Below are 22,657 nucleotides of genomic sequence, written 5' to 3' on the forward strand. Positions count from 1 at the left end.
AGGTCGTTCGCGCATCGATCACCACACGTGGATCTCTGGTCACCCCGTGTACGAGGCAGCGCATCACGCCGTACGCCGAGCGTGGAACGTGGCGGAGGGTGGCGCGCGCATGGCGCTTGCGCTTCCTGAGTGCCATCCCGCCACTGGGGAGTGCGTCGCGGTCGTCGCCGTATAGGACGCCGGTGCCCGCCGGAGAGTTCCGGTCCGGCCCCAACTGGCCCGGCACCTATCCGAGTACGTACCCGCCACGGTGGATATGACGCGCTGTTGATCGCCGTCAGTCGACCTCAAATTGACGCACGGGGGGCTGTTTTCAGGCCAATCTACAGACCTCGTTGACACCACAAACCCCATCGGGACAATGCTGGACATCGCATCACTGGTGCGTGTACATGTGGAGGCATTGATAGCGGAGCAGCATGACATGGGGGTTTGCGATGCTATTGAGGAAATTGAGCGGCCGAACGTACCGCACAACATCACTCAACGAATTGCCGCACTCCCTACGAATCTGCGGCCTGACCTGGGGTTTTGCCTGGCACGACGTGGGTTGTCGGCCATGAGCGCCCCACACGTACCGAAAGTGGCTGGAATCGAACCAGCTCTCCCCGCTCCCACGCACACTAACGGCCCGCGCGTGACGAAGTCCCCTGCCGATGCCTCTGCCGACAGCTCTTCTGACAGCCCGTCCGACGCCTCCGCGCCCACCCCCCAGGACGGCTCCCCCGACCTCTCCCCCGCCGACCGGATCGCCGCCGTACAGGACCGGCTGGCCGGCTGGATCTCCGACCTCAGCACCCTGCACGACCTCACCGAACGGCTCGCCCGCACCCGCACCTTGGAGGACGCCCTCCACGAACTCCTGCGGGCCGGCGCCTCGCTCGTCGGCGCCCGCCGCGGACTGGTCGTGCTGGCGCCGGCCGACGGGCTCGGCCCCGAAACCACCGTCGGCCTCGGCCTGGGCCACGCCGACATCGGCCACATCGAGACCGTGCCGCGCCGCGCGCTGTCGTACGCGCGGATACTGGACGGCCTCCCCGAGCCCGGCGACGACACCGGGACCGACGCCTGTACCGAGATCGCCGAACCGGACATCCCCGGCGAGAAGGACCTCGACCCCCGCCTCCGCGAGGTCGCCGCGCGCCTCGGCTACGCCGCCAGCTACGCCGTACCGCTCATCGCCGACCCCGTCGGCCGGACCGGCGCCGCGGTCTGGCTCTACGACGAACCCGCCGAACCCAGCGCCCGCCAACGCCATCTCGTCGGCCTCTACCGCGCCCACGCCTCCGAGCACCTCGCCCGGCTCCTGGAGCTCCACCGCAGCCGGCGGGCCGCCCGCACCCTGCACGAGGAGTTGCTGCCCAGCCGGCTGCCGCGGATCCCCGGCGTACGGCTGGCGGTGCGGCACGGCACCGGGCCGCGCGGCGGCGGCGACTGGTACGACGCGCTGCCGCTGCCGGACGGCGCGCTGGGCCTGGCCATCGGCTCGGTCACCGGTTCCGGGCCCAGCGCGGTGGCCGCGATGGGACGGCTGCGGGCGTCGCTGCGCGCCTACGCCGTCATGGAGGGCGAGGACCCGGTCGCGGTGCTCTCCGACCTCGAACTGCTGATGCGGCTGACCGAGCCCGCCCGCAGCGCCACCGCGCTGTTCGCGTTCAGTGAGCCGCCGGGCGCGGCGCCCGCGGCCCCGATGCCGGCCGGGGGCGAGAGCGTCGGGGGGCCCGCTCCCCGCAAGCTGCTGCTGGCCGGGGCCGGGCACTGCCCGCCGCTGATCCTCGGCGATCTGCGGACCGAGTTCGTGGAGACCTCGCTGTCCGCGCCGCTGGGGATGCTGGCCTGCTGGGAGGCGCCCAGCGTGGAGATCGAACCGGCCCGCGGCGAGACCCTGCTCCTCTACAGCGACGGGCTGCTGCACCGCACCGGCGAGCCCATGGACCGCGCCTTCGCCCGGCTGCACTCCGCGGCCGCCGGCGTGCCCCGGGCGGTCCGGCACGACCCCGAGGCGGTCGTCGACCACGTGCTGCGGGTGATGCTGCCCCAGGGGCTCGACGAACCCTCCTCGGAGGAGGACGTGGTGCTGCTGGCGGCGCATTTCGAGGAGTAGCGGCGCCGCGGCCGGGCATCCCATGGCCGCGGCGCCGGAGAAGTCACACCTTCATGCCTCTGGACGGTTTTCCGTGCGCACTTACGATGGAACGCGGTTCAGTCTTAAAAGCCTTAAAAGGAGGCATGGTGACCGACGAGCTCACACCGGAGACCCCGGACGAGGAAGAGCAGCCGATCAAGCAGCGCAAGAACGGCCTGTACCCGGGCGTATCGGACGAGCTCACCGCGAACATGAAGAGCGGCTGGGCCGACACCGAGCTGCACGACCTCCGGCCGATCGAGCAGGCGCCGAACGCCGCCCGCCGCCGCGCGGCGCTGTCCGCCCGCTTCCCCGGCGAGCGCCTGGTGATCCCGGCGGGCAACCTCAAGACCCGCTCCAACGACACCGAGTACTCCTTCCGCGCCTCGACGGAGTACGTCTACCTCACCGGCGACCAGACCGACGACAGCGTCCTCGTCCTGGAGCCCCGCGACGGGGCCGACGGCCACGACGCGACGATCTACCGCCTTCCCCGCTCGAACCGCGAGAACGGCGAGTTCTGGCTGAACGGGATGGGCGAGCTGTGGGTGGGCCGCCGGCACAGCCTGAGCGAGTCCGCGGCGCTGCTGGGCGTCGCCTGCAAGGACGTCCGGGAGCTGACCGGTGCGCTCAAGGAGGCCACCGGCCCGGTCCGGGTCGTCCGCGGCCATGACGCCGGGGTCCAGGAGGCGCTGCGCGACAAGGTGACCGCGGAGCGCGACGAAGAGCTGCGGGTGTACCTCTCCGAAGCCCGGGCGATCAAGGACGAGTTCGAGATCGGCGAGCTGCAGAAGGCCGTGGACTCGACCGTGCGCGGCTTCGAGGACGTCGTCAAGGTCCTGGACAAGGCCGAGGCGACCAGCGAGCGCTACATCGAAGGCACCTTCTTCCTGCGCGCCCGCGTCGAGGGCAACGACATCGGCTACGGCTCCATCTGCGCCGCCGGGCCGCACGCCACCACCCTGCACTGGGTCCGCAACGACGGCGCGGTCCGCTCCGGCGAGCTGCTGCTGCTGGACGCGGGCGTGGAGACCACCACCCTCTACACCGCGGACGTCACCCGCACCCTGCCGATCAACGGCCGGTACACCGACCTCCAGCGCAAGATCTACGACGCGGTGTACGAAGCCCAGGAGGCGGGCATCGCGGCCGTCAAGCCGGGCGCCGCCTACCGCGACTTCCACGACGCGGCGCAGCGGGTGCTGACCGAGAAGCTGGTCGAGTGGGGCCTGGTCGAGGGCCCGGTCGAGCGCGTCCTGGAGCTGGGCCTGCAGCGCCGCTGGACCCTGCACGGCACCGGCCACATGCTCGGCCTGGACGTCCACGACTGCGCCGCGGCCCGCACCGAGGCGTACGTCAACGGCACGCTGGAGCCCGGCATGGTGCTGACCGTCGAGCCCGGTCTGTACTTCCAGGCGGACGACCTGACCGTCCCCGAGGAGTACCGCGGCATCGGCGTCCGGATCGAGGACGACTTCCTGGTGACGGAGGACGGCAACCGCAACCTGTCGGCGGCGCTGCCGCGCCGGTCGGACGAGGTCGAGGCGTGGATGGCCGGGCTGCTCGGCAAGTAGGCCCGCCATACGGCGCGTAGCGGTGATGGCCCGCCGCTACGCGCCGTTCGTCTTCCTGCGGTACGCGCCCGCCTGTGCCGCCGTCCAGGCGGCGGTGGCCGCGGACTCCGCGAGGTCGGGGTCCACGGGGTCGCGTTCGATCAGGATCCGGTAGTAGAAGGGCGCGCCCAGGGCCGCCATCACGGCCTTCGGGTCGGTGTCCGCCGGCAGTTCACCGCGGGCGATGCCGCGCTCCACCATCGCGCCGGCCAGCACCAGCCGCTCGTCGAAGAAGGTCCGCAGCGCGGTGGCCGCCTGCGGGTCGCGGGCCCCGGCGGCGACCACCGCCTCGATCAGGCTGCGCATCCGGGGATCCCCGTAGAACGCCGCGATCGCGCGGCCCAGTGCGTGCAGATCGCCGGGGAGGGTGCCGGTGTCCGGCAGCGGCACGCTCCCGCTCAGATCGGTGAGCAGCTCGCAGACCAGTCCCTCGATGCCGCGCCACCGGCGGTAGAGCGTCGCGAGGTGGACCCCCGAGCGCTGGGCGACCCGCTCCATGGTGAGCGTGGCGAAGCCGCCCTCGCCCAACTCCGCGAAGACGGCGGCGAGTACGGCCTGGCGGGTGCGGGCCGTCCGGCCTCCGGGGCGGGTCTCGCCCGGGGGGTGGTGCGCGGTCGTCACGGCGGCTCCGTTGTGCGGTGCGTAGTGCGGTCCGTAGTGCAGATTGCAGTGCGGGTTCTGGCCAAGTATTGTCCGACAAAGATAAACGCGAGCAAGTTCGCGTTAATCCTGGTGCGCGCTGGTCTCGCTGGGCAAGGGGACGCCGCGGGGGAGGTCCTCCCACCACGAGACCGCGCTGCCCACCAGCTTTCAAGGGCGATTTCCCGCCACTCCCGGTGATCTTCCGAGTTGCCGATGTCCGGCCGCCCTGGCAGGGGCGACGGACGCGGCACCCGGTGTCGTCAGCGCAGCCCGTGCCGCCGCGCCACCATCCGCTCCACCGCCCCGTCGGACAGCAGCCGGCGGAGCAGGAAGACCACGGGGGCGTTGCTGCCGACCGCGTAGTGCGGCTTCGGGCGGGCGGCCTCGATCGCCTTGACGACGGTCGCGGCGACCGTGGCCGGGGAGATCCCGTTCGCCTCGTTGGCGTTCAGGGCGGCCACCATCGTGCGGTAGCCGTCCGCGAACGGCGAGTCGGCGGCGAGGTACTGGGTCCGCCGCTCGCTGATGCCGGTGGCGATCGACCCCGGTTCGACGGTGGTGACGGCCACGCCGTACGGGGCGACCTCGCGGCGGGCGGCGCTCGCGAAGCCCTTGACGGCGGCCTTCGACGCCACGTACGAGGAGCGGTAGGCGAGCGGGAAGCTGGCCAGCATCGAGCCGACCATGACCACCCGGCCGAAGCCGCGCTCCCGCATGCCCGGCAGCACGAGCTGGCTGAGCCGCACCGCGCCGAAGACGTTCAGCTCGAAGAGCCGCCGCACCGCGTCCATGGGCAGTTCCTCGAAGGGGCCGCTCTGGCTCTCCCCGGCGTTGTTGACCAGTACGTCGACCGGGCCCGCGGCGGCGGCGCACGCCTCGATGCCGGCCTCGTCGGTGAGGTCCAGCGCGAGGTAGGAGACGCCGGGGACAGGCGCGCGGACCGCCGACGGGTCGCGGCTGGTCCCCAGCACGCGGTAGCCGCGGGCGACCAGCGCCGCCGCCACCGCCGCCCCGATCCCGGAGGAGGCGCCCGTCACCAGGGCGGTCCGGCCGGCCGCCGGCGCCCCGGTCACGCCAGGCTCCGGGCCAGCGCGCGCCCCGCCGCCCGGCCGGAGAAGATGCAGCCGCCCAGGAAGGTGCCCTCCAGCGCGTTGTAGCCGTGCACCCCGCCGCCGCCGAATCCGGCGACCTCGCCCGCCGCGTACAGCCCGTCGAAGACCGACCCGTCCGGGCGCACCACCTGCGAGTCGAGGGTGGTCTCCAGCCCGCCCAGCGTCTTGCGGGTCAGCAGATGCAGCCGTACCGCGATCAGCGGGCCGTGCGCCGGATCGAGCAGACGGTGCGGTTTGGCGACCCGGGTGAGCCGGTCCGGCCAGTACTCCCGCGCGTTGTGCACCGCCATCAGCTGGAGGTCCTTGGAGAAGGCGTGCCCCACCTCCCGGTCCCGCGCCGTCACCTCCCGCTCAACCCGCGCGAAATCCAGGGGCGTTGCGGGCTCCAGCGCGTTCATCCCGGCGACCAGCTCCCGCAGGGTCCGCCGTACGACGAAGTCCTCGCCCCGGTCGAGGAACGCCTGGACGGGGCCCGGCGCCCCCTTCCTCACCCGCGACAGCGCGAGCTTGAGGTCCTTTCCCGTGATGTCCGGGTTCTGCTCGGAGCCCGACAGCGCGAACTCCTTCTCCACGATCGCCCGGGTCAGCACGAACCAGGTGTGGTCGTGCCCGGTGTGCACGATGTGGCGCAGGGTGGCGAGCGTGTCGTGCCCGGGGAAGAGGGGGGCGGGCAGCCGCCGCCCGGTCGCGTCCAGCCACAGGGGCGACGGCCCGGGGATGATCCGGATGGCGTGGTCGGGCCAGACCGGGTCCCAGTTCTTGATGCCCTCGGTGTAGTGCCACATCCGGTCGCGGTTGACGATCGAGCCGCCGGCGCCCTCGGTGATCTCCAGCATCCGCCCGTCCACGTAGGCCGGCACCCCGGTGATCATCGACCGGGGCACCGGGCCGATCCGGTCCACCGGCCAGTTCTTGCGGACCAGTTCGTGATTGCCGCCGATGCCGCCGGAGGTGACCACCACCGCCTGCGCCCGGAACGCGAACTCCCCCGCCGCCTCGCGCGAGGACGCCACCCCGCGCGGCTCGGCCGACGGCACCAGCGTCGTCCCGCGCACCCCGACGGCGGCCCCGTCCTCCACGATCAGCTCGTCGACCCGGTGCCGGTGCCGGAAGACCACCAGCCCGCGCTCGGCCGCCGCCCGCACCGGCTCGGCGAACACCCGGACGACCTCGGGCCCGGTCCCCCAGGTGAGGTGGAAGCGGGGGACGGAGTTGCCGTGCCCGGTCGCGGTGCCGGCCCCGCGCTCGGCCCAGCCGACGGTCGGCGTCACCCGCAGCCCGAGCCGGTAGAGGTAGTCGCGCTTCTCCCCGGCGGCGAAGTCCACGTAGGCATGGGCCCATTGGCGCGGCCAGTGGTCCTCGCGCTCGCGGTCGAAGCCCGCCGAGTCCAGCCAGTCGGCCAGCGCCAGCTCCCGGGAGTCGCGGATGCCCACCCGCCGCTGCTCCGGGCTGTCGACCAGGAACAGCCCGCCCAGCGACCAGAACGCCTGGCCGCCGAGGTTGGCCTCGCTCTCCTGGTCGACGACGATCACCCGGCGCCCCGCGCGGGTCAGTTCGTACGTCGCGACCAGGCCGGCGAGCCCGGCTCCTACGACGATGACATCAGCGTCGTCGCTCATGGCGGCTCCTCATGACGGCTCCTCAGGACGGTGACGGCGGTTGCGCGGTGGGCGGCCGGTCGGGCGGTGCGGGGGTGCTGTAGGCGTCCAGCACGTTCAGGAAGAGCGCGGCACGGCGCTCGCGGACACGGTCCTCGTCCGGCTCCATCAGGACCTGTACGGCGGTCCCGTCGTGGACGGCGACCAGGGCGTGGCCGAGCGCGGCCGGATCGGCGACCCGGCGGCCGGCCCGCTCCAGCGCGGCCACCACGACCGGCAGGACGGTGTCCTGGATGGCCTGTTCGCGGGCGACCACGACATGGCGGAGGGACGGATTCCGCAGCGCGTGCGCGGTGAACTCCGCCGAGACCCGGAACCAGGCGTCCTCGACGGGTATCGCCTCCAGCGCCGCCCGCACCGCTTCCCGCGGCGTCGCCGCCGGGGCGTCCGCCAGCGCGGCCCGCAGGTCGTCGAGCAGCCGCGCCGAACGCTCCTCCCACATGGCGAGGAACAGCTCGTCCAGCGAGACGAAGTTGGAGTAGAACGCACCGCGCGTGAAGCCCGCCCGCTCGCAGACCTGCTCGACGGTGGACCGCCCGAAGCCGGTCTCGGCGAACACCTCCAGCGCGGCGTCCAGCAGCCGCCGCCGGGTCCGGCCCCGGCGGGCGGTGACGCGCTGCGGCGCGGCCTGCCGCGCGCTCGTCTGCTCAGGGGTAGTCGGCATCGGGACCCGTCCTCGACCGTCGTTCGATACATGAACGTATCCGATGCATGGATGTATCGACAAGGGACGCACGGGGCCAGAGGGAGGCGGGAGTGCCACAAGGACGTGCCGGGCGGGACGGGACAGGTCGGGGCGCGCGCACCCGCACACGGGACGCCGCCCGCGGAGCACCCGCGGGCGGCGTCCTCACGACTCCGGTTGATCAGTTCCGACGGCGGCGGTGTTGGCCGTACGGACCGTGACGATCGTGGGCGCGCCACTCTTCGTCGTAGAGGTCCCGGTCTCCGCTCTCTTCTTTCCCTCCGGCCGCGGCGATCGCCTCACCCCGGCGGGCCTTCTTCAGCAACGAGTCGAGCGGGTCGGGCTGCTCATCGCCGCAGCGGTCGGGATCACGCAGCGGTCCGGGGCCGGGCGGCTTGAGGGCTATCCGCTTCACCTCGGAACGCTTCGGTGCGGCGCCGCGCTTGGCACCGGACGCCTTGCGGTCCTCCGGAGGCCGACTCGGCCGAGCCCGCTCCCGCTCCCTGGACTCGGGAACTCCGTCCGCTCCGCTTTCCGGATGCGCCGATGACGTACCACCCATGTGCCGGCCCCCGCCCGTCGAGTCGTCTCAACCACCGGCAATTCTACCGAAAAAGCCGAGAGGAAGCGGTGCGACCTCGCACGTCGGACACCCCAACTTCCCTTTTTCCGGGGCGAGTTCAGGGGGGCCTCGCCCTCGGCACCCGTTCGGCACCCACGATCGCGGGACCACGGTTCTCGGTACGGGCTCCTTCTCGACCGGCTACGACGCCATCGGAAGCGCCGCGCCCTCGCGCCACTTGAGGATCAAATGGGGTGGGGTGAGGGCTGACCTGCTGTTTTGCCGCGAAAACCCTGCAGACCAGGGGAAACTGCGCTCGGTAGTTCTCACTGGTCCGCAGGGTTTTTCGGTGCGTTGTGCCCTGGGTGTGCCCGCGGGCAGCACATACGGACAGCCGGGCCTGCCCCGCTGCGGTACGCCCTCGGCGGGACAGTCAGCTGTCGAGGGAGATCGCGTTCTTGGCTCGTTCGATGGACTCTTCGGACGCCATACCGCCAGGATTCTCTGTGGCGAGTGCCTGGTTGAGCTCGACGAATGGGCGCAGACGTTCCTCGTATCGCGGAAGCGCGGTGCGGTGGTCGCCGTCCGCCCTGTCGAGTTCATCGGCAAGCACGTAGGCACCCACCAGAGCCAGGCTGGTGCCCTGCCCGGACAGCGGCGATGGGCAATAGCCCGCATCACCGATCAGCACTGTCCTGTCGTCCGACCAGCGATCCATGTGGATCTGAGCCATCGCGTCGAAGTAGAAGTCGGGCGCCGTCCACATGGCCTTCAGAAGCCTCGGGGTGTCGCCACCCAGATGCGACATCCGCTCGGCGAGAAGCGACTTCTGCCGCTCGGTGTCGCGGTGGTCATAGTCGAGGGGCTCCGACACGAAGCCGAGCGTCGCCCTGATCTCGGTGTTGTCGCGTACCGGGTAGACGCAGTAGCTGGCGGTGTCGTCCTGGAGCCACACCTGCCAGTTGTCGAGGTTCAAGAAGTTGTCCGTGCTGAAGACGGCCAGGTGAGGGCCGAGATGGCGGATGAACTGACGCTCCTCGCCGAAGGCCAGTTGCCGCACCTTCGAGTGGAGGCCGTCCGCCCCGACCACGAGGTCGAAAGTCCGGGGCCGGCCGCGCTCGAAGCTGACGTTGACGCCGTGCGTGCCTTGATCGAGGGCGACCAGGGAGTCATTGAAGAGGTATTCAACGCCGTCCAGCGTCTGCCGGTACAGGAGTTGCGCGAGGTCCTCCCGCAACAGCTCGATGTCTTCACTGTCGAGCCGGCCGCTGCTGAACGTCATCTCGGTAGAGCGCCAGAGCTCGTTGCCGTCGCTGTCGTGCATCGACATTCCGCGCATTTGGGTGCGTGCACGCTGCGCCTCCGTCAAGAGGCCCATCCGTTCGAGAACGCCGAGTGCCACGCCGCGGACGTCGATCGCATGGCCGCCCGGACGTATGCCGGGAGCGCGTTCGATGACGGTCGGCGCGTAGCCCCTACGCCGCAGCCAGTAGGCGACGGTAAGTCCAGCGACGCTCGCACCGGAGATGAGCACGGTCTTCACGAAACCCCCTTCGTATGGTGTACGCGCCTGAATGTACGCCGTACGCGCAAGCGTGCCAACCGGCAATTCAGCGGCCCTGTACTAGGGCAGAAAGCGTCTCACCATCGCCTTCCCTGCTAGCCTCTGTACTAGTACAGGGAGAAGGGGAAAACTCGTGGCCGCAAAACTCATCCCGCCCTATCTGCGTGTCGCCGCCGAGATCCGGCGACGCATCACCGCCGGTGAACTCGCTCCCGGCGACCGGGTTCCTTCGACACGCCAGATCGCGAAGGAATGGAACGTCGCACTGGCCACCGCCACGAAAGCGCTCACCGCTCTGCGCCAAGAGGGGCTGGTACGGGCAAAACCGCGCGTAGGCACTGTGGTGGCAGCTCCTCAGCGGCGCCCCGTTACAGCTCGCCCCCGAAACGCCCACGCACCGGAGCGTGAGCTGACTCGTGAGCGCATCGTGCACACCGCCATAGAGATCGCCGACGCTGAAGGACTGGCCGCTGTCTCCATGCGGAGCGTCGCGGCACGGCTGAACGCCGCCACCATGTCGCCCTACCGCTATGTGAACAGCAAGGACGACCTCGTGCTCCTCATGGCCGACGCCGTTCTGGGCGAGCTCTGCCTTCCCTCTGAAGCACCCTCCTACTGGAGGGCCCGGCTGGAGTTGGGTGCCCGCGCACTCTGGGCGCTGCACCGCGCACATCCCTGGCTGGCGCAGATCGGCCCGCTCACCCGTCCGTTGATCCTGCCCAACCTGATGGTCTACTCCGAGTGGATGCTGAAAGCCCTCGACGGTCACGGACTCGACGCGACGACCATGCTCAACCTGAACGTGCTCTTCTACAGCCACGTGCAGGGCATTGCTATCCAGCTGGAACGGGAAGCCCAAGCCGCAAACGTGACGGGCCTGTCGGAGGAGCAGTGGCTGGACACCCAGGCTCCCGCCCTCGCAGCGATCACCGCGTCCGGCGACTACCCGACATTCGCCCATGTCATCGAAGCCGTCGGAGAATCCGGTTACGACCTGAACCTCGACGAGCTGTTCGAGATCGGCCTCCGCTCAATGCTTGACGGCGTGGCCGCGCTCATCGAGGGACGGCCCCACCGGCCGAGTCCGGGTCTAAGGATGCAGTCCGGCGGACGCGGCGAGAGGCGACCCGCCGGGCAGCCCTAGCTCCACCCGTCGAGGGAGACGTGAGGGCCGTCAGCCAGGTACCGGAGGCGGCGCAGCTCGTCCGTCCATGGCATGGATCGTGCTGGAAGAGTCCGCACCGGCGTCCAGTGCTGTCAGGCGCCGTCATAGACCCAATCGCGGCCGGTCTGCCGGTATTTCTCCACGGGGATCGGCTCGACGCCGGTTCGCATGCGGGTGGTGTACAGCAGCCCGTCGAGGTGGTCGATCTCGTGATGGACGAGGCGGGCGAGTCCGCGTTCGTACACGGTGGCCACCGTTTCGCCGGTCAGGGCCGTGGTCTCCACCGTGATCTTCAAGGGGCGAGGGACGAGACCCCGCACGTCGAAGAACGAAAGGCAGCCCTCGTACTGCTCGTCCATCTCGTCAGAGCCGGTGGTGATCCGCGGGTTGAGCAGGATGATGGCGGGTGTGTCGCCAGGCGGCTGGACGATGGCGGCGGCGCGTCCAATGCCGATTTGCGGGGCCGCAAGACCCATGCCCTTGGCGAAGGGGTGGACCTGGCCGATTCGCTCCATGGCTGCGAACAGTTCGTCTGTGATGCGGTCGGCCTCGTTGCGCTCGACGGGGAGGTCAAAAGCGCGGGCCGGTTCGGCGAGGATGCCGGCGCCGCGCTGGACGACCCCGAGGTCTCGCATCTGCTGGCTGGGCCGCACGTCAATCACCTGAACTCCCCTTGGTTTGTGTGGGTTTCGAGCCGTGCCGGGATCGCCATTCCAGACGGTACGGAGCGGGCAGGGCAGATATGGCAGTGACCGCGACGATCCTCTACATGGACCGCTATAGGGGAGCCGTCCTTAGTCAGGCCAGGTACGTCTTCTGCCACTCGATCGACGACATGTTCAGCGCGGCCTCGGCAAGGGCCTGGGCGGAGGCAGTCTTGAGCTTGGCCACGCTGGTGTCGATCCAGTTCTGGACGTTGGCGCAGCCCTGTTCGCGGTATTCGACGGCCTGGACGAGGCATTCGAGCTTGTCGGCGTCGTGGGCGACGACGACTTCGAGGGAGTCGCCGTTCTCGTACTCCTCGACCACTCGCTGGACGCCGGCCGCGACCGCCGGGTGGGCGGCGGAGACCTGGTCGGTGGTGACCTTCTCGTTGGAGGCGGCTTCGACGTAGCGGCGGCCGATGTGGGGGATATCGCCGACGCGGGTCTCCTGGGTGTCGTGGAAAAGGCACATCAGGGCGACCTTCGCAGGGTCGGCGCCTTCCATCATCGCCAGGACAGCGCCGATGATGCCGACGCGGAAACTGTGCTCGGCGATGCTCTCGGGGTCCTTGACACCGGCGATCCACCAGCCGGTGCGCTTGGCACGCTTGAGCATGCCCATCTCCAGGAGGTACCCCGCCGTGCCCCGCGCGTTGATCGTCTCGTCCGCCATGGTGCCCTCCGGTGTCAGTGCGGTTGATCGCGTAGAACGTAGTGCACGGCGCCGAGTTCGCGCCGGGATCGTGGGGAGATCACGCCAGCGTCGAGTATCCGCGCCACCCGTCCGGCGAGGGAGCGGGCCAGCGCCGGCGACGCCTGCGGCAGCCAGGTGTGCGCGGTCAGCAGTGCCCACAGGGAGTGGGCGTACAGGTCGACATAGCCGGGTGACTCCTCGAAGCCGCGGGCGAGGCCGCGCAGGAGGGTGACCGGGTCCCAGCCGGTCAGTGCGCGGTCGGCCATGAAGTGGTCGTTGGCCTGGGGCTCTCGGAGAGCGCCCACCCAGTACGCCCAGTAGTTGAGGTTGGCGGCCTCGGCAGCGTCGTCGTCGGCCATGGAGCGGTCGATGAAGTCCAGCAGCGGGATCGGATCGCCTCGACGGGCGAGGGCGGTTGCGGTGTATCGGGCTTCGGCCCAGCGGGGTGAGCCGCCTTGGGCCGTGGCGATCGCTCGACGGATGTGGAGAGCATGGGCGGCCCAGGTGTTGGCTTCGGGACTGCGGTCGTACGAAGTGAGATAGAGCGCCTGTCGGCGGAGGAGAGCCTGGCTGTCCCCGCCCTGGGCGGCGGCTTCGACCGCGTCCCCCAGGTTTGCGAAGAAGGAGTCGCGGGCTTGGGCGCCCATCAGTGGTGCCGGCGCTACGGGTCCGCGTCGGGACGGACTCCGGCCGCGTAACGCCGGTGGCGGGGTGCCGTTCACGGCCCACGCGATCATGTGGGCGGTGTCGCGTGTGTGGACCCACTCGGCGAGAGGGTGCGGATCGGACCTCTCCGGTGGGGCGAGGGTGGCCTCGATGATTCGGTCGGCGTCCATGGCGGCGTCCAGGAGAGCCAGGGCCGTGTGATTCGCGCCGAGGGCCAGAAGCCGGCGCTTCAGGTCAAGGAAGGCGCCGGCTTTCATCTTGGCCAGGGGCCGGCGGCCGGACTCCCGTCCCTGCACGGTTCCGAGATCGACGCCCAGAGCTTCGGCCATCACTGTCTGCGTGAGCGGGATGGATTCCCTGGTCAGGCGCAGCACGAAGCCGGCGACAATACCTGTAGCTGCGGGTTTTCGGCTGGATGGTCTGGCAGTCATGAGGCCCCCGGGCGCGCTCTGACACCTAACACGTACTGGTAGTCAGTCCTACCGCACTCACCGCGACCCTACGTTCGGGATGTGACAACTTCCAGGCTGCTTGCCGGCCTTGGGAGTTGATCTCCACCGGGTCGGCCGCAATCCGCATGCGCCCCGATCGGTGTACTGCCCTGGCCGCCGCTATCCCCCGAGAGGGGTGGCCAGGGCTCCCAACCCCTCGTGAGGAGATGCGCTGTGAATGCTCTTCCTCGTGCGGTCGGACCGCGCGATGCCGCGGGACCGCGCTCTCTCGCCAGATCGCCTGGGGGCACGTCAGCCGCCTCGGGAGCAGCCAGGGCAGCACGGCCAACCGTTCGTGTCTTCCGCGCCGACCGGTACGGCCGTCTCTACGTGAGCGAAGAGCTGGCCGAAGCGCCCCGCCCACCAGCGGACGAGGCAGGAGGCATGGTGCGGGCCTCTCCTTCCGCCGAACGCGGGAGATACGAACGTGGTGCCCTGCTCCTGCGCACCGTCTACGCGGCCACGCCCGCGCACGTCAGGGCGGCCCGGAACAACGTCTCCCGAAGGCTGCAGCAGTACGGAATCACGGCACGCGACTTCGACGCCCGGCTGCTGGTCAGCGAACTCGTCACCAACGCCCTCCGGCACTCCCGTAGCCCCAGCGTTATCGTCACTGCTCGCTCCGAGCGCCGACGGCTGGTCATCGCGGTCGGCGACGAGTGCCCGGTTCCACCGCTGTGCCGCCGACCGACAGCCGAAGACGAGTGCGGTCGCGGCTTCGTCCTGCTCGATCTCCTGGCCGACGACTGGGGAGTCGACATCACGGACCAGGGAACCAAGATCGTCTGGTACTGCCTCGACCTCACGGAGCCAGCGCACCCCCTGCCAGGCCAGGAGGCCGCGCAATGAGCGCTGTTCACCCGGCCCAGCCACAGATAGCCCTGACCCTGCTGGTCCTCAAGAGACGACATCAGCAGGCGCGAGCCCTTGCCGACCTCTACGGCGACGAGGCATCCGAATCCGCGGTGCAGGAGATCGAGGTCTCCGCCACCGAGACACTCCGCCTGATCGTTGCGGTGCATGGCTGGCCCGGCCACTCCCTGGTGGGCGAGGCCGGCGCCAACGCGGCCTGGTGGGTTGCTCATCACGCTCCTGACCACGCCTTCCAGCAGCATGCACTGGTCCTGCTGGAAGCAGCCGTAGCGGCAGGTGAGGCCACCCGCAGGCAACTCGCGTTCCTCACCGACCGATGTCGCGTCATGGCCGGCCGTCCCCAGCTCTACGGAACCCAGTTCAGGTACCACCTGGCCGACCTCCACCCGTACCCGGTCGAGGATCCTGACCGCCTCGACGGGCGCCGTGCCGAAGTAGGGCTCGAACCCTTTGGCGCCTTCGACAAGTTGGTCCGCGTCTTCTACCCGCCATTCACCTCCCCTTCTCCTCCCGATCCCGATGCCGGCTGACACACTCACCTAGCCACAGGGAGACACACGGTGACCTCACATCCGATCTCACCCAACACCGTCCTCGCCAACGCCTTGAACAGCACCGAGGACATCCTCACGCCCCGCCTGACCACCAACCCACCGGACCGCGTCGTGTTCGTCGTCGGCACCCAGATCAACGGCGCACCACACCTGGGCACGTCACTCGTGCAGTCCCTGGCTTTCGCCAGCGCGGCCCGCATCCGCCAACGCTTCGGCCTACCGGTGTCGGTCGCCTTCAACGCACTGGACAACGCACCGTACGAGATCGTCACCGACCCGGCGACCGAACACCGCTACCAGCGGACCTATGCACAGTCGCTCGGCGAGCAGGCTCTCGTCGACCTGATCGACTCCCTCTACCGGCCGTTATTCGCCGCGCTCTCGGAGCAGCTGCAGGTCCCGTACTCCATCGAGACGTACTCCCAGCAGCAGGCCACCGAACGCTTCCGCCACACTTGGCTGCACCTGCTGCTACACATGGACGGCCCGGTCCGCTGGTGGCTCGCCCCCTCCTCCGGCACCCCTCACCTTCGCGTGCCCTGCCCGGCGCCCGGCTGTGGATGGGCAGAGAAGTACGCCGAACGCACCCGCGTACACCGCACCAGCCCCGAACAGGCCGACGTACGGGCCGTGTGCCTCCATCACGGCCCGTACGAGGTGACCATCACCCCGGCCAGCACGGGCTACCTCGACCTCGCCACGCTGTACCGCAACCTCGTCAAAGAACTCACCGCCGGCAGCACGCACGGACCACTGTCCGTCATGATTAAGGGCAGTGACTGGGTCTTCGGCTCCCAGCTCGTCGACGGCGCCATGCAAGCCATCGGACTCACCCCCGAACAGCTCCCTGCCCGCATGTTCTGCCCGCAGGTGGTCACCGACACCGGCGCCAAGCTGTCCAAGTCCCTCATCCGGCGAGGGCAGACAGCTTTGCCCGAAGGCGCCGAGCCCTGGATGCTCGACACCCGAAAGTGGCCCGGTTCGTTGTCCGAGTACGTCGAGCGCCTGCTCGGCCTGGCCGGGGTTCTGCTCTCCGATCCGCGGCACTTCTTCCGCTCGTACTCGGCCGCAGAGATCGGCCGCATGATGACCGCGCCACAGACGAGGAACCTTCCCACCCCATGACGCACAGCACCCCTCGCCACCGCGAACTGAACCTCTACCGCCAGTACTTCGAACTCGTCGCCGCCGGCACCAAGACGATCGAGGTCCGGGTCAAATACCCCCACCTCGCCGGCCTCGCCGCAGACGACACGATCCGCTTCCGGATCAAGGGCACCGAGGAGACCTGCGACGTCCGCGTGAAGCGCGTCACCGAGTACCCGGACTTCGAGGCCCTGCTCGACGGTGAGGGGCCGGCCAACATCAACCCAACAGCCAGCCGCGAACAGCAGCTCGCCAATATCCGCACCATCTACGGGCCCGAGAAGGAAGCTCTTGGCACGCTCGCCATCGAGATCGGGCTCCCGGCACTCTGAAAGCGCGCGATCACGACGCCATCGGAAGCGCCGCGCCCTCCCGCCATTTGAGGATCTTGTCGAAGCTGACCACGGCGCCGCGTCGGCCGGTGCGGTTGCGGTACTGGACGTGGTCGGTGAGGGCTTCGATCAGAAAAAGCCCCCGGCCGTCCTCGGCGAATGCGGGGGCCTGCGCGGGGGTGGGGACGGGAGCCGGCGTCAGCGCGCGGTCCGTCGCGGTATGGGAAACGGTATGGGGAGGGGCGGCGCGGCGGAAGCCCGGTCCGGAGTCGGTGACTTCGATGCGGCAGGTGTCGCCGTCGATGTAGGCGGTGACGCGGTAGTCGTCGGTGGCGGCGTCGCCGCCGTGCTCGACGGCGTTCGCACAGGCTTCGGAGAGGGCGACCGACAGGTCGTAGCAGATGTCCGGGTCGACGCCGGCCGTCTCCATCGTGCCCAGCAGCAGACGACGGGCGAGCGGCACACTCGCGGCCTCACGCCGCAGATGGAGGGTCCACCAGATGCTCATCGCTCCAGCCTCCTGGCCACGGCTCGACATACCGATACCTATTGCCGTGCCGCAAGGTCCGTAAGCATGTCCGGGACGTGATACCGCTCATTCGGCGGATGCGAAAGGTGAGCGCATAGGTGTAGGCGAGGCGCCGCGTGCGCGCCGTCGCGCGCCCTGGCGGACGCCCTCGACGCCCCGGCGGGCGCCCCCATGAGCGGTGCCCGTGCCGTAGGTGGTGAAACCCTGCCGTAGGCGGTGGATAAGGGCAGTGGGATGATGGCGCCCGCCATGACTGCCCCGCCCGCCCCCACCGCGCGCGCTGCCGCCGATCTGCGGCTGCTGAGGGCCGCGGTGTTCACCGCGGTCTGCGTCGTGCTGTCCGCCGCCGGGCACATGGCCGCCTCGTTCGCCGCCGTTCCGCTGTGGACGCTGGGCCTGGCCTGCGCCGCGGTGTTCGCGGTGGCGGCGCCGCTGGCCGGGCGGGAACGCTCACTGCCGGGGATCGCGGCCGGACTCGCGGTGGGCCAGCTGGCGCTGCACGCGCTGTTCGCGATGGGGCAGCACCGTATGGCGGCGCGACCCCCCGGTGTCTCCGACGAGACGGCCGTCGCGCTGGCCCGGCACCTGACGTGCGGGCTCGACGGCGTACGGCTGGACGGCGGCCAGGCGCGGCGGCTGCTCGGCCCCGGCGGCATCGACCTGGCCGCGTCGGCCGGGCTGACGGGCTCCGGCGGACATGCCATGGGCGGTGGCGCGGACGGCGGGTGGACGATGTCGCACTGCCTGGCGCCGTCGCTGCCCATGCTGCTGGGGCATCTGCTCGCCGCGCTCGCGCTCGGCTGGCTGCTGCGGCGGGGCGAGTCCGCGCTGTGGCGGCTGGTGCGGCTGTCGGCCCCGGCGGCGCGGGAGGCCGCGGCGCAGGCGCTGGTCGGCGCGCTGCGCTGGGCGCTCACCCTCGTACGGGCGCTGCTGGCCGGGCTCGGCGCGGCGCACGGCGACGTGCCGCGCGCCCCCGTTTCGTACGGGGATGACAAACCCGGCCCGTGTGATGCCGCGCTCCACCACAGTGTCGTCAGGCGAGGGCCGCCCGCCCCGGCCTGCCTGGCCCTCGCGGCCTGACGCCACGCGCAGCACGCTCCCAAAGGACCGGGGAGGACGGGCCGGCGCGGCGTCGGCGCGCGCCGGCCGGACGCCGACCGTCCCCTTCCCCTCCTGTTTTCGTGGAGTGTTTCGTCATGTCCGAGAACCAGTCGTCGCGGCGATTCGTCCGCCGGCTCCCCGTCGTCGGCACGATCGCCGCCGGCTCCGTCCTGCTGCTCGCCGGCCCGGCGTTCGCGCATGTCACCGTGCAGCCGGGCACCGCCCCCAAGGGCGGCTTCGCCACCGTCGCCATCAAGGTGCCCAACGAGAAGGACGACGCCTCGACCGTCAAGGTCGAGGTCTCGCTGCCGACCGACCACCCGCTGGCGTCCGTGATGCCGGAGCCGGTGCCCGGCTGGAAGGTCGACGTCACCAAGTCCAAGCTCGCCAAGCCGATCGAGATGGAGGGCGAGAAGATCAACGAGGCGCCCTCGAAGATCACTTGGACCGCGGACGGCAAGGGCATCGAGCCCGGCCAGTTCCAGCAGTTCCCGCTCTCCGTGGGACAGCTGCCGAACGACGCCGACCAGCTGGTCTTCAAGGCCCTCCAGACGTACGACAACAAGGAGGTCGTGCGCTGGATCGAGCCCGCGAAGCCGGGCGGCCCGGAGCCGGAGAACCCGGCGCCGGTGCTCAAGCTCACCGCGGCCGGCGCCGACGGCACCGGCCAGGGTGCGGACGACGGCAAGGACGGTGCCAAGAGCGACCCCGCCAAGAACGCCGCGGAGGCGTCCCCCAGTGACACCACCGCGCGGGTGCTGGCCGTCGCCGGCATCGTCGTCGGCATCGTCGGGGTCGCGTTCGGCGTGCTGGCCGGCCGGCGCCGCAACGCCTGACCCGGGCACCGCGCCCCACCGGGTGTCGGACCGGCGGCCGAGCCACGCCGGCCCGGCGCACCCGCCGACAGCCACCCGGATGCAGAAGCGCCGGGAACACAGAAGTAGCAGAAGCAGTAGAAGCAACGGACTTAACGAATCAACTGGAACCAACGGGATATATCTGTAATGCGTACCTCAACTGCGACGCGCAGAAGGACCCTGCTGCTGTCCGCCCTCGGGGCGACCGCCGCGCTCACCCTGACCGCCTGCGGCGGCGACGCGGAAAAGCCCGCCGCCGTCGTCTCCGGCGGCACGACGGCGAAGCCGATCCTCACCCTCGACTCCCCGATGGAGAAGCCGGACCTCACCCTGACCGACACCGACGGCAAGCCGTACGACCTGCTGGAGAAGACCAAGGGTCATCCCACGCTGATCTACTTCGGCTACACCAACTGCCCGGACGTCTGCCCGACGACGATGGCCAACATCGCGGTCGCGGTGAAGCAGCTGCCGCAGGCCGAACAGAGCGATCTGCGGGTGGTCTTCGTGACCTCCGACCCGGAGCGCGACACCCCGGCCCAGCTCAAGAAGTGGCTCGGCGGCATCGACAAGGACTTCGTCGGTCTGACCGGGAAGTTCGACACCATCCAGAAGGCCGCCCGGAGCGTGAACATCGGGATCGAGAAGCCGGTCACGAAGAAGAACGGCGATGTCGTCTCCACGCACGGCGCGCAGGTCCTGCTGAGTTCCCCCAAGGACGACAAGGTCCACTGGATGGGCATGCAGGAAGCCACCTCCGACAACTACACCACCGCACTGCCGAAGATCATCAAGGGACAGAACCCGTGAACCGCCGCACCACCCCCGTGAACCGCCGCATAGCCCTGACCGCCGCCCTCACCCTCACCGCCGGCCTGGCGCTGACGGCGTGCGGCGGCGGGACCACCGGGAACGCCGGGAACACAGCACCCCGGCTCAAGGTCAGCGACCCGTACATGCCGCAGCCGGTCACCCAGAGCATGGCCGGCGCGTACTTCGTCATAAAGAACAGCGGCGGCACCGCCGACAAGCTCACCTCGGTCACCAGCGACCTGTCCAAGGACATCACGATCCACAAGACGGTCGGCAACAAGATGGAGCAGGTCGACTCCCTGCCGGTGCCGGCCAACGGAGAGCTCACACTCGGCCCCGGCGGCAACCACCTGATGTTCATGGGCCTGGCGAAGAAGCCCGCCGAGGGCCAGACGGTCACCGTCGAGCTGCACTTCGCCACCGCCGCCCCGATCACGGTCCAGGTCCCGGTGAAGGCCACCAGTTACCTGCCGAAGCACTGATACGCAGGAGCACCCAGGAGAAGGGAACGAGCGCTATGGCTCTCACCGGCTTCCGGCCTCGACCGCAGCCGGCCGCCCGGCCGCGGTCCGGGCCGCGGTCCGGGCCGCGGTCCGCGGGGACGCTGCGGCTGCTGGTCGTCGTGGCGGCGCTGTTCGGCGCGCTGTTCGCGGGCGCCGCACCGGCGTCCGCGCATGCCGCGCTGACCGGCAGCGACCCCGCGCAGGGGTCGGTGGTGGACCGCGCCCCCGAGCAGGTCTCGGTCACCTTCTCCGAAGGCGTCGCGATGGGCGACGACTCCCTCCGCGTACTGGATCCGCAGGGCAAGCGGGTGGACCGCGGCAAGCTGCGCAACCTGTGCAGCGGCAGCACGGTCAAGTACGGGGCGGGGCTGCCGCCGGGACTCGCCAACGGGACGTACACCGTCGCCTGGCAGGCGGTCTCGGCGGACAGCCACCCGGTCTCCGGCGCCTTCACCTTCTCCATCGGCGCACCGTCCAGGACCAGCGCCCCGGTGCCCCAACAGGAGGCCGGCGGCGGCCTGGTGGGCGCGCTGTACGGCATCGCCCGCTACCTCGCCTACGCCGGGTTCGTGCTGCTGGCCGGCGGCTCGGCCTTCGTGGTGGCCTGCCGGCCGGCCGCCGCCCGGGTGCGCTCCGTCCAGCGGCTGGTCGTCCAGGGGTGGGCGCTGCTGACCGGCACCACCATCGCGCTGCTGCTGCTGCTGCGCACCCCGTACACCGGGTCCGGCAAGCTGGCCGACGTCTTCGACTTCGCCGGCCTCCAGCAGGTCCTGCTGACCAAGCCGGGCGCCGCGCTGGTCTCCCGACTGCTGCTGCTCGCCGCCGCCGCGCTGTTCGTGGCGGTCCTCTTCGGCTCGTACGCCAGGGTCCACGCGCCGGACGGCGAGGACGACGGAGGCGAGCGCGGCGACGGCGACGGCGACGGCGACGGCGACGGCGACGGCGACGAGGGTGCGGCCGCGCCCTCCGGGGGCACCGAGGACCTCAAGGGACCCGAGGGCACCAAGGCGGCTCCCCGGGGCCCCGACAGCAGCGACAGCAGCGACAGCAGCGACAGCAGCGAGGATCTCGCCAAGCGGCGGAGGGACCTGACGCTGGGGCTCTCCCTCGGCGGGGTGTTGGTCGCCGCCGGGCTCGCCACGACCTGGGCGATGGCCGAGCACGCCTCGACCGGTCTCCAGCCCGCCGTCGCGATGCCCGTCGACGTCCTGCACCTGCTCGCGGTCGCCGCCTGGCTCGGCGGGCTGGCCACCCTGGTCGTGTCCCTCTACTGGGGCCCGGCCGTAGAACGGAACGCGGTGATCCGCTTCTCCCGGGTCGCCTTCGGCTCCGTGGTGGTGCTGGTGGCCACCGGCGTCTACCAGTCCTGGCGCCAGGTCGGCTCCTGGCGCGCGCTGACCGACACCTCGTACGGGCAACTGCTGCTGGTCAAGGTGGGCCTGGTCGCGGTGCTCGTCGCCGTCGCGGCGGTGTCGCGGCGGTGGACGGCGCGGCTGGGCGAGGTCCGGGAGGCGGCACGGCCCGCCGGTCCCGAGGCCGAGGCGGAAACCGAAGCCGAGGCGGAGGCCGCGAGCGGCGCCGAGGCCGAGGCGGTGCCCGTCGCCGTCGCCGCTCCGGCCGCTCCGGCCGCGGCGCCCGCGCCGGGTACGCCGGCCGACCCCGCCCGCGCCGCCCAACTGGCGCGCCAGCAGACCGCGTTGGCGACCGCCCGGACGAAGCGCATCCGCGACGCGGACCCGGTGCGGCTGGGGCTGCGCCGCTCCGTGCTCGCCGAAGCCTCGATCGCGGTCGTCCTGCTCGGCGTCACCACCGTTCTGACCACCACCGAACCGGGCCGTACGGCGGAGGCGGTGAAGGCCGCGTCCGCCGGGCAGTCCGCCGACGCCAACCAGCCGCGCGTACTGACCGTCCCCTTCGACACCGGCGGCTCGCAGGGCAAGGGCAGCGCCCGCCTCGACCTCGACCCCGGACGCAGCGGCAGCGGCAACGAACTGCGGCTGCGGATCGCCGACCCGTCGGGCAGGACCAGGGACGTCCCCGAGGTGAAGGTCTCCTTCACCCTCGGCGCCAAGAAGCTGGGGCCGCTCCCGGTCGTCCTCCGCCACGTCAGTACGGGCCACTGGACCGCGAGCGGCGTCCAGTTGCCGGTCCCGGGGCAGTGGCAGCTCTCGCTGCTCGTCCGGACCTCCGACATCGACCAGGTGACCGAGACCAGGAACGTGAAGATCGACTGATGAGCAAGCAGACGAACGCCAAGAAGGCCGCCGG

The 22,657-nt window shown here is 70.6% G+C and carries 22 protein-coding genes; 12 read left to right on the forward strand and 10 right to left on the reverse strand.

Features of this window, described 5'->3' with window-relative positions; genetic code table 11:
* Positions 1-361: 361 nt before the first annotated feature.
* Positions 362-2,104, forward strand: coding sequence for a PP2C family protein-serine/threonine phosphatase (locus tag ACO1BR_RS02490; protein ID WP_426793368.1), 1,743 nt, complete (start codon positions 362-364; stop codon positions 2,102-2,104).
* Between the two features lie 128 nt (positions 2,105-2,232).
* Positions 2,233-3,699, forward strand: coding sequence for an aminopeptidase P family protein (locus ACO1BR_RS02495; RefSeq protein ID WP_426793711.1), 1,467 nt, complete (start codon positions 2,233-2,235; stop codon positions 3,697-3,699).
* 36 nt (positions 3,700-3,735) lie between these two features.
* On the opposite strand, the gene ACO1BR_RS02500 is transcribed toward ACO1BR_RS02495, so the two are convergent.
* The 6 genes from ACO1BR_RS02500 to ACO1BR_RS02525 form a co-directional block, all read right to left on the reverse strand.
* Positions 3,736-4,359, reverse strand: a complete 624-nt coding sequence (locus tag ACO1BR_RS02500) for a TetR/AcrR family transcriptional regulator (RefSeq protein ID WP_426793369.1) — start codon at positions 4,357-4,359, stop codon at positions 3,736-3,738.
* A gap of 281 nt (positions 4,360-4,640) precedes the next feature.
* Positions 4,641-5,453, reverse strand: a complete 813-nt coding sequence (locus ACO1BR_RS02505) for an SDR family oxidoreductase (RefSeq protein ID WP_426793370.1) — start codon at positions 5,451-5,453, stop codon at positions 4,641-4,643.
* Positions 5,450-7,111 (reverse strand): FAD-binding dehydrogenase, encoded by a 1,662-nt coding sequence (locus tag ACO1BR_RS02510; protein ID WP_426793371.1) that lies wholly within the window; start codon positions 7,109-7,111, stop codon positions 5,450-5,452. Before ACO1BR_RS02510 ends, ACO1BR_RS02505 begins: the two co-directional genes overlap by 4 nt.
* A 22-nt stretch (positions 7,112-7,133) precedes the next feature.
* Positions 7,134-7,814 carry a TetR/AcrR family transcriptional regulator gene (locus ACO1BR_RS02515; RefSeq protein ID WP_426793372.1) on the reverse strand — a complete coding sequence of 227 codons (681 nt, stop codon included), beginning with the start codon at positions 7,812-7,814 and terminating at the stop codon, positions 7,134-7,136.
* 202 nt (positions 7,815-8,016) lie between these two features.
* Complete coding sequence (locus ACO1BR_RS02520) at positions 8,017-8,250, reverse strand: hypothetical protein (RefSeq protein ID WP_426793373.1); 234 nt, start codon at positions 8,248-8,250, stop codon at positions 8,017-8,019.
* 580 nt (positions 8,251-8,830) lie between these two features.
* Positions 8,831-9,940 carry an FAD-dependent monooxygenase gene (locus ACO1BR_RS02525; RefSeq protein WP_426793374.1) on the reverse strand — a complete coding sequence of 370 codons (1,110 nt, stop codon included), beginning with the start codon at positions 9,938-9,940 and terminating at the stop codon, positions 8,831-8,833.
* Between the two features lie 154 nt (positions 9,941-10,094).
* Here ACO1BR_RS02525 and ACO1BR_RS02530 point away from each other — a divergent pair, with 154 nt between their 5' ends.
* Positions 10,095-11,105 (forward strand): TetR/AcrR family transcriptional regulator C-terminal domain-containing protein, encoded by a 1,011-nt coding sequence (locus tag ACO1BR_RS02530; protein ID WP_426793375.1) that lies wholly within the window; start codon positions 10,095-10,097, stop codon positions 11,103-11,105.
* A 113-nt stretch (positions 11,106-11,218) separates the two neighbouring features.
* On the opposite strand, the gene ACO1BR_RS02535 is transcribed toward ACO1BR_RS02530, so the two are convergent.
* From ACO1BR_RS02535 to ACO1BR_RS02545, 3 genes are all read right to left on the reverse strand, one after another.
* Positions 11,219-11,788 (reverse strand): peptide deformylase, encoded by a 570-nt coding sequence (locus ACO1BR_RS02535; protein ID WP_426793376.1) that lies wholly within the window; start codon positions 11,786-11,788, stop codon positions 11,219-11,221.
* Between the two features lie 136 nt (positions 11,789-11,924).
* Entirely contained in the window at positions 11,925-12,503 is a 579-nt protein-coding gene (locus tag ACO1BR_RS02540) for an HD domain-containing protein (protein ID WP_426793377.1), read from the reverse strand.
* A gap of 14 nt (positions 12,504-12,517) precedes the next feature.
* On the reverse strand, positions 12,518-13,519 hold the full coding sequence (locus ACO1BR_RS02545) for an XRE family transcriptional regulator (RefSeq protein WP_426793378.1): 1,002 nt from the start codon (positions 13,517-13,519) through the stop codon (positions 12,518-12,520).
* A 492-nt stretch (positions 13,520-14,011) separates the two neighbouring features.
* On the opposite strand from ACO1BR_RS02545, the gene ACO1BR_RS02550 reads away from it, so the two are divergent.
* The 4 genes from ACO1BR_RS02550 to ACO1BR_RS02565 are packed head-to-tail and all read left to right on the forward strand — an operon-like array spanning position 14,012 to position 16,586.
* The gene (locus ACO1BR_RS02550; protein WP_426793379.1) at positions 14,012-14,530 is read left to right on the forward strand and encodes an ATP-binding protein; all 519 of its coding nucleotides are present in this window, start codon (positions 14,012-14,014) and stop codon (positions 14,528-14,530) included.
* Positions 14,527-15,084: a DUF6624 domain-containing protein gene (locus ACO1BR_RS02555; protein WP_426793380.1), complete on the forward strand. Its 558-nt coding sequence runs from the start codon at positions 14,527-14,529 to the stop codon at positions 15,082-15,084. The genes ACO1BR_RS02550 and ACO1BR_RS02555 overlap by 4 nt, the downstream gene beginning before the upstream one ends.
* Before the next feature lie 30 nt (positions 15,085-15,114).
* A complete protein-coding gene (locus ACO1BR_RS02560) occupies positions 15,115-16,233 on the forward strand; it encodes a hypothetical protein (RefSeq protein ID WP_426793381.1) in 1,119 nt (372 codons plus the stop codon).
* On the forward strand, positions 16,230-16,586 hold the full coding sequence (locus ACO1BR_RS02565; RefSeq protein ID WP_426793382.1) for an ASCH domain-containing protein: 357 nt from the start codon (positions 16,230-16,232) through the stop codon (positions 16,584-16,586). Before ACO1BR_RS02560 ends, ACO1BR_RS02565 begins: the two co-directional genes overlap by 4 nt.
* Before the next feature lie 10 nt (positions 16,587-16,596).
* Here the strand turns inward: ACO1BR_RS02565 and ACO1BR_RS02570 are convergent, their stop codons facing one another.
* Positions 16,597-17,094 carry an ATP-binding protein gene (locus tag ACO1BR_RS02570; protein WP_426793383.1) on the reverse strand — a complete coding sequence of 166 codons (498 nt, stop codon included), beginning with the start codon at positions 17,092-17,094 and terminating at the stop codon, positions 16,597-16,599.
* Positions 17,095-17,364: 270 nt separating this feature from the next.
* Here ACO1BR_RS02570 and ACO1BR_RS02575 point away from each other — a divergent pair, with 270 nt between their 5' ends.
* The 5 genes from ACO1BR_RS02575 to ACO1BR_RS02595 all read left to right on the forward strand — a co-directional run bounded on the left by ACO1BR_RS02575 (position 17,365) and on the right by ACO1BR_RS02595 (position 22,623).
* Positions 17,365-18,195: a hypothetical protein gene (locus ACO1BR_RS02575; protein WP_426793384.1), complete on the forward strand. Its 831-nt coding sequence runs from the start codon at positions 17,365-17,367 to the stop codon at positions 18,193-18,195.
* 116 nt (positions 18,196-18,311) lie between these two features.
* Complete coding sequence (locus ACO1BR_RS02580) at positions 18,312-19,052, forward strand: YcnI family protein (protein WP_426793385.1); 741 nt, start codon at positions 18,312-18,314, stop codon at positions 19,050-19,052.
* 168 nt (positions 19,053-19,220) lie between these two features.
* Positions 19,221-19,883 carry an SCO family protein gene (locus tag ACO1BR_RS02585; protein ID WP_426793386.1) on the forward strand — a complete coding sequence of 221 codons (663 nt, stop codon included), beginning with the start codon at positions 19,221-19,223 and terminating at the stop codon, positions 19,881-19,883.
* Positions 19,880-20,368, forward strand: coding sequence for a copper chaperone PCu(A)C (locus ACO1BR_RS02590; protein WP_426793387.1), 489 nt, complete (start codon positions 19,880-19,882; stop codon positions 20,366-20,368). Before ACO1BR_RS02585 ends, ACO1BR_RS02590 begins: the two co-directional genes overlap by 4 nt.
* A gap of 35 nt (positions 20,369-20,403) precedes the next feature.
* Positions 20,404-22,623 carry a copper resistance CopC/CopD family protein gene (locus tag ACO1BR_RS02595; RefSeq protein WP_426793388.1) on the forward strand — a complete coding sequence of 740 codons (2,220 nt, stop codon included), beginning with the start codon at positions 20,404-20,406 and terminating at the stop codon, positions 22,621-22,623.
* The last annotated feature ends 34 nt before the right edge of the window (positions 22,624-22,657 follow it).

Origin of the sequence: Streptomyces sp. YGL11-2 (assembly GCF_050054615.1) — a bacterium.
Taxonomy (GTDB): Bacteria; Actinomycetota; Actinomycetes; order Streptomycetales; family Streptomycetaceae; genus Streptomyces.

Excerpts from the sequence above, each read along its gene's own strand:
- ACO1BR_RS02490 (WP_426793368.1), top strand. The coding sequence starts at position 362 with ATGCTGGACATCGCATCACTGGTGCGTGTACATGTGGAGGCATTGATA.
- ACO1BR_RS02510 (WP_426793371.1), bottom strand. The coding sequence starts at position 7,111 with ATGAGCGACGACGCTGATGTCATCGTCGTAGGAGCCGGGCTCGCCGGC.
- ACO1BR_RS02515 (WP_426793372.1), bottom strand. The coding sequence starts at position 7,814 with ATGCCGACTACCCCTGAGCAGACGAGCGCGCGGCAGGCCGCGCCGCAG.
- ACO1BR_RS02540 (WP_426793377.1), bottom strand. The coding sequence starts at position 12,503 with ATGGCGGACGAGACGATCAACGCGCGGGGCACGGCGGGGTACCTCCTG.
- ACO1BR_RS02545 (WP_426793378.1), bottom strand. The coding sequence starts at position 13,519 with ATGGCCGAAGCTCTGGGCGTCGATCTCGGAACCGTGCAGGGACGGGAG.
- ACO1BR_RS02555 (WP_426793380.1), top strand. The coding sequence starts at position 14,527 with ATGAGCGCTGTTCACCCGGCCCAGCCACAGATAGCCCTGACCCTGCTG.
- ACO1BR_RS02565 (WP_426793382.1), top strand. The coding sequence starts at position 16,230 with ATGACGCACAGCACCCCTCGCCACCGCGAACTGAACCTCTACCGCCAG.
- ACO1BR_RS02570 (WP_426793383.1), bottom strand. The coding sequence starts at position 17,094 with ATGAGCATCTGGTGGACCCTCCATCTGCGGCGTGAGGCCGCGAGTGTG.
- ACO1BR_RS02575 (WP_426793384.1), top strand. The coding sequence starts at position 17,365 with ATGACTGCCCCGCCCGCCCCCACCGCGCGCGCTGCCGCCGATCTGCGG.
- ACO1BR_RS02580 (WP_426793385.1), top strand. The coding sequence starts at position 18,312 with ATGTCCGAGAACCAGTCGTCGCGGCGATTCGTCCGCCGGCTCCCCGTC.
- ACO1BR_RS02585 (WP_426793386.1), top strand. The coding sequence starts at position 19,221 with ATGCGTACCTCAACTGCGACGCGCAGAAGGACCCTGCTGCTGTCCGCC.
- ACO1BR_RS02595 (WP_426793388.1), top strand. The coding sequence starts at position 20,404 with ATGGCTCTCACCGGCTTCCGGCCTCGACCGCAGCCGGCCGCCCGGCCG.